We start from the raw sequence: 4657 nt of genomic DNA, 5'->3' as shown, positions 1-4657 counted from the left end.
GAAAGCTCTCGTTAACCATCAGGCCCGCCGCAACCCCTTGTTTGCCGCCGAATCCGGCGATGGACCGACGGAATCATGGCGAGTTCCCGAGTCGCTAGCCAGGAAACAACCGCAGAACCGCCACATGCATGGAAGATCGCGGTTCGGCGCCTTCTTATTTTTTCAGATAATGATGCGGGCTTGTTGATTGTGCCAGCGCTTTTCTTTATCCAGCGGCGCAACGGAGAGGTGGCCGAGTGGTCGAAGGCGCTCCCCTGCTAAGGGAGTAGAGGTCAAAAGCTTCTCGTGGGTTCGAATCCCATCCTCTCCGCCATCCTGCTTCGCGCTGCGCGCTTCGCAGGACAAATCTCCTAACAATAACAAATTGATAGTCGAAGGAAGCGCCGTTCCTGTGGCGTCGCCTGACTCTCCGCAAGCCGCTGTTTCATCCGATTCTGACTGGAGGTCAGAAAATGAACATCAAGAGCCTTCTCCTCGGCTCCGCTGCGGCCCTGATCGCAGTTTCCGGTGCGCGCGCCGCCGACGCCGTCGTCGTCGCCGAGCCGGAACCCGCTGAATACGTCAAGATTTGCGACGTCTACGGCGCTGGCTACTTCTACATCCCCGGCACCGAGACCTGCCTGCGCATCGGCGGCTATGTCCGTTACGATATCGGCGTGGGCGATCACGGCACCAACGATGGCGTCAACAACGTTCCGGACCGTATGAACGACGACGAGCACGACACCTACTACAAGCAGGCTCGCTTCACGCTGAAGACCTGGACCGGCCAGGAGACCGAACTCGGCACGTTGAAGACCTACACCGAAACCCGCTTCAACTTCGGCAACAACACCGGCGACTACACCGATGAGTTTGCCGGCGACTGGCAGGCTCACAACAAGGGTACCACGCTGAATTTCGCCTGGATCCAGCTCGGCGGCTTGCGCGTCGGTAAAGACGAATCGGCCTTCGATACGTTCATCGGCTATGCCGGCAACGTCATCCAGGATACGATCGTTCCCTACGGCGGCTTCGACACCAATGTCATCCAGTACTACTTCGACGCCGGCAATGGCTTCTCGGCAGTGGTCTCGCTGGAAGAAGGTTATGGCGACTACTCGATCGACAGCTATGTTCCGCATGTTGTCGGCGGCGTGAAGTGGACGCAGGGCTGGGGCGCCATCACCGGCGTTGTCTCGTATGACAGCAACTACGAAGAAGTTGCCGGCAAGGTTCGCCTGGACGTGAACGTCTCCAACGAACTGTCGCTGTGGGTCATGGGTGGCTACGGCTCCGACGACAACCTCGGCGATGATCCGCTGGTCGGAGCTGGCGGTCGCGGCATGTACAAGCAGTGGGGCGGCAACTGGGCGGTGTGGGGCGGTGGCACCTACAAGTTCAACGAGAAGACCTCGTTCAACGCTCAGGTCTCGTATGATGACTGGAAGAACCTCGGCATTGCGGCGAACGTCGCTTATGACGTCGTTCCGGGCTTCACGGTCACGGCCGAAGTCGACTACCAGAACGTCGGCAGTGACGACCTTAACAAGGGTTGGTTCGGCGCTGACAAGAAGAGCAACATCGGCGGCATTCTCCGCTTCCAGCGCTCGTTCTAAGGGCTGGTTCCTTACAGGTGAAATTCAGCCCGGGCGTGCAAGCGCCCGGGCTGTTTTCGTTTCGCGACTGGATCAAGGCAAACAGAAGGATGGGGGTAACGGTAGCTGAATAAATCCGTGGAGTGGTTTCGTGGGATCTGCTGATGGGCGGATGGAAATCACAACCGCGTGATTAAAATCTCTTGAAAGGACGCTTCCAAGCGGGTAGGGCTGACCTATCCCACTCGGGGGTGTGGCAAATGATGACGAACGAAGCGATTCAAGAGGGCGAGTCCTCTGATCATTTTTCGATGTTTTCTTCTCAAAGTCCGAAGATTCGATACATCTATAACAAGATTAGAGAAGTAAAGTCGCATCGGGTCAGAGATCTTTTTTCAGCATATCGTGACATATTATGGGATGATGGGCGGCATAAGTATAATGTCAGCTCTTTCATCGGCGAAATAGACGAGATCCTCCTTGGGGAGCGTTTCAGCGCCTTTGACCAAAGTACCCTCGACAACCTTATCGGCACCTTGCGCCAGCGCGGCAACAGCAACGCAACCATCAATCGAAAGATGGCTGCCCTCAGCAAACTGCTGCGCAAGGCTCACAAGATGGGAGATATCCACAGCCTGCCCGAGTTCCGCCGCCAGAAGGAGCGGGCGGGTCGGATTCGGTTCCTCGAAAGGGACGAAGAGGCGCGCCTGTTCGCCGCCATCAAGAGCCGCAGCGAGGATGCCTACAGGCTTTCCGTTTTCCTGGTCGACACCGGATGCCGTCTCGGCGAGGCGCTTGGGCTGATCTGGAACGATATCCAGGAGCATCGCGTCTCCTTCTGGATCACCAAATCCGGCCGCAGCCGCACCATTCCGATGACCGAGCGGGTCAAAGAGGTCATCAAGCTGCCTCCCACTGAGGGCCGCCGGCCCAAAGGACCGTTCACCAAGCTCAGCCAGGCACAGTTCCGTGCCATCTGGAACGACGCGAAGGCCGAAGTCGGCCTCGGTGCCGACGATCAGGTGGTGCCGCATATACTGCGCCATACCTGCGCCTCGCGTCTGGTCCAGGGCGGCATCGACATCAGGCGCGTGCAGATGTGGCTCGGCCACCAAACGCTGTCGATGACGATGCGCTACGCGCATCTGGCCACCAACGATCTCGATGGCTGTGTCATCGTGCTGGAAACGCCTCGATCGACTCAGCCGGGCGGTAATTGCGCTGAAGGCTCCATGTTTTCTTCGCCGGTGACGACGCCTTCGTCGCCGACGGCAGAGCGGAAAAAGAGGGACGAGGCAGCCGCCGCCGCTAAGGAGTCGCCGAAAGCGACTCGGAAAAGTTCAAAAGCCAAGTAGGCTGAAGAAACTTGCCTATACTATCATAGCTATCCCGTGACCATGTTCGGTCATGGGATTTACTTCAGGATATTCTTCCGCTCGGCCTGATCGAGAAAAGCGCCTATGTCGCCCGGTAGGCTGCCGGTCTCGAGGAACGGCGCATGGCCCTGGCCCTCGACGGTGATCGTCTCCATCATGAAATGGCGCTCTTTCATCTGCTTGAGCGTGTCTATCGACAGCAATCTCGAATTGGCACCACGTATGGCGAGCAACGGGATGGCGGCCAACGCCTCGAATTGCGGCCATAGATCAGGCAGCTTCTGCGTCAGATCGAGACTGGCAACGGTATCCACCAGCTTCGGATCGAAATCCGGCACCAGCCCACCATCCGTTTCGCGGTAGAGAGCCCATACCATCCGATCCCAATCGGCGCCGGCAAGAGCGGGGAAGTCTTCGCCATGCACGCTGCGCTGGGCGGCCGCCGCCTGTGTGCGGGTTTTCGGTGCCGGGTCGCGCTCGAGATAAGACTGGATATGGGCAAGTCCGGCCGTCTCGATCACCGGTCCGATGTCGTTGAAAACAATGGCTTTCAGGACGGATGGCCGCATCGTCCCGAGCACATGGATGATCAATCCCCCGCGCGAGGTGCCGATGAAGGCCGCTTCTCCGATGTTCAGCGCCGCCAGCCCGGCGAGAATGTCGCCGGCCTCCACGCCGACATTGTAATTTTTGACGTCGGGATCATAAGCCGACTGCCCGCGCCCGCGGTAGTCGAAGGCGATGACCTTTCGTGGAGTTGCCGCATGCGTCGACAGATAGAGCGCCAGCTCGTGAAAATCCCTGGCATTGCGGGTCAGGCCAGGCAGGCAGACAACCGGCCAGGGTCCGGAATTGGCCTCGCCATAGACGCGCGCATGGAGTTTTAACCCGTCCGGTGCGCTGTAGAAGAAGTCGGAAAAAAGCTGCTCGCTTGCCATCGGAATGTGCGACCTCGCTGTATCAATCTGGACAGCTACAGGCGAGGGCAGGGATGGTCAATAAAAGGCGCTTTTGCCTTCTCCCACAAGTGGAGAAGGACAGAAAGGCTCAACTCCGCCCGTTCACCAGATCCCCGACAATGTCGTATTTGCCGGAAATACGCATCTTGTAGACCTCGTAATTCTCCATCACGCGCTGAACGTAACTTCTTGTTTCTGTGTAGGGAATCCGCTCGATCCAGTCGACGACCGCGTCGATGTCCTTGCCGCGCGGGTCGCCATATCTGGCCACCCACTGGCTGGCCCGGTTGGGGCCAGCATTGTAGCCGGCGAAGGTCAGCACGTAAGAGCCGTTGAAGCGGTCGAGCTGTTCGCCGAGGAAGGCCGAACCAAGCGTCGCGTTGTAGCCGGCATCGGTGGTCAGCCGTATTTGCGAAAACTGCAGCCCGGCCTTCTTCGCCAATTGCCTTGCGGTTCCCGGCATCAGCTGCAGCAGCCCGCGCGCGCCGGCGCTGGACACGGCGCCGATGTTGAATTCGCTTTCCTGGCGGGCGATCGCATAGGCCAGCGCCTTGCCCGAGCCGGAAATGTCAGCCGAATCGGGAATGACGCCGAGCGGATGCGACAATGCGCCGACATCGATGCCGCGTGCCCCGGCGATCTTGCCGATTTTCAGCGCCATAAAATGGTTCCCTTGCTTTTCGGCAAGGACAGCGAGCAGCGCCAGTTCGCCTGGACTGGTCAACTGCCCGGCAAGGTCGCGATA

Annotated in this window: 5 protein-coding genes and 1 tRNA gene; 4 read left to right on the top strand and 2 right to left on the bottom strand. The window is 58.9% G+C overall.

Annotation, left to right across the window (positions count from 1 at the left end; all coding sequences use genetic code 11):
- The 4 genes from EN991_RS40355 to EN991_RS24215 all read left to right on the top strand — a co-directional run.
- Positions 1 to 187, top strand: a 187-nt coding sequence (locus EN991_RS40355; protein WP_206519240.1) for a hypothetical protein, incomplete at its 5' end; no start/stop codon positions are given.
- Positions 188 to 222: 35 nt separating this feature from the next.
- A tRNA-Ser gene (locus EN991_RS24225) sits at positions 223 to 313 on the top strand.
- Between the two features lie 139 nt (positions 314 to 452).
- Positions 453 to 1598: a porin gene (locus tag EN991_RS24220; protein ID WP_127369707.1), complete on the top strand. Its 1146-nt coding sequence runs from the start codon at positions 453 to 455 to the stop codon at positions 1596 to 1598.
- Between the two features lie 239 nt (positions 1599 to 1837).
- Positions 1838 to 2932 (top strand): site-specific integrase, encoded by a 1095-nt coding sequence (locus EN991_RS24215; protein ID WP_127369706.1) that lies wholly within the window; start codon positions 1838 to 1840, stop codon positions 2930 to 2932.
- A gap of 59 nt (positions 2933 to 2991) precedes the next feature.
- On the opposite strand, the gene EN991_RS24210 is transcribed toward EN991_RS24215, so the two are convergent.
- Together EN991_RS24210 and EN991_RS24205 are read right to left on the bottom strand one after the other, a co-directional pair.
- Complete coding sequence (locus EN991_RS24210) at positions 2992 to 3891, bottom strand: alpha/beta hydrolase (protein WP_064993116.1); 900 nt, start codon at positions 3889 to 3891, stop codon at positions 2992 to 2994.
- 109 nt (positions 3892 to 4000) lie between these two features.
- Positions 4001 to 4657, bottom strand: a 657-nt coding sequence (locus EN991_RS24205) for a lytic transglycosylase domain-containing protein (RefSeq protein WP_164769345.1), incomplete at its 5' end; no start/stop codon positions are given.

The organism is Mesorhizobium sp. M7A.F.Ca.US.005.03.2.1, from assembly GCF_003997795.1.
In the GTDB taxonomy this organism is placed as follows: Bacteria; Pseudomonadota; Alphaproteobacteria; order Rhizobiales; family Rhizobiaceae; genus Mesorhizobium; species Mesorhizobium ciceri.
The sequence above is the reverse complement of the archived record's forward strand: the minus strand, read 5'-3'. Positions and strand labels throughout refer to the sequence as shown.